Here is a 439-nt window from a genome sequence, read left to right as displayed (position 1 = left end):
TGGGACATAAGTCCCGCCGACAAATAAATTGAGCCGCATTTTCCATTTTTTCTGGAAGATGTGGCTCAGTTTTTCTATCCAACCAAAAATATGACTTAAATTGGCCATCATTTTGGCCAATTTATTCATATTTGCTGCCATCAAGATAATTCCTAATTCATTATTTACTTGTCTTAATCCACGTACCGATAATCGACGGAAACGCAAATTCGCCTTCAGGTTACCAAAGGCTGGCTCATCCTCAAGTTTTCGCTTAGCGAAAATGGCCTTGCCCTCTGGGCTTGAAAGCTGTTCACGAACGTATGCTTTTTGCGATTCCCAATGGGGATTGATGTTAATTCTTCGTTGGTTACCCATACGGGTGGTCGACCAATAATACCCTTCGGGGTCATCGTAATCGTCGGCCCGATAAACTTTAAAGTCGCGGGTAAACCCATTT

General features: G+C 42.6%; 1 protein-coding gene. It reads right to left on the bottom strand.

From position 1 onward, the window contains the following. Positions 1–439, bottom strand: a 439-nt coding sequence (locus FD09_RS15675; RefSeq protein WP_157053875.1) for a transposase, incomplete at both ends; no start/stop codon positions are given.

Origin of the sequence: Schleiferilactobacillus perolens DSM 12744 (assembly GCF_001435585.1) — a bacterium.
Classification (GTDB): domain Bacteria; phylum Bacillota; class Bacilli; order Lactobacillales; family Lactobacillaceae; genus Schleiferilactobacillus; species Schleiferilactobacillus perolens.
The sequence above is the reverse complement of the archived record's forward strand: the minus strand, read 5'-3'. Positions and strand labels throughout refer to the sequence as shown.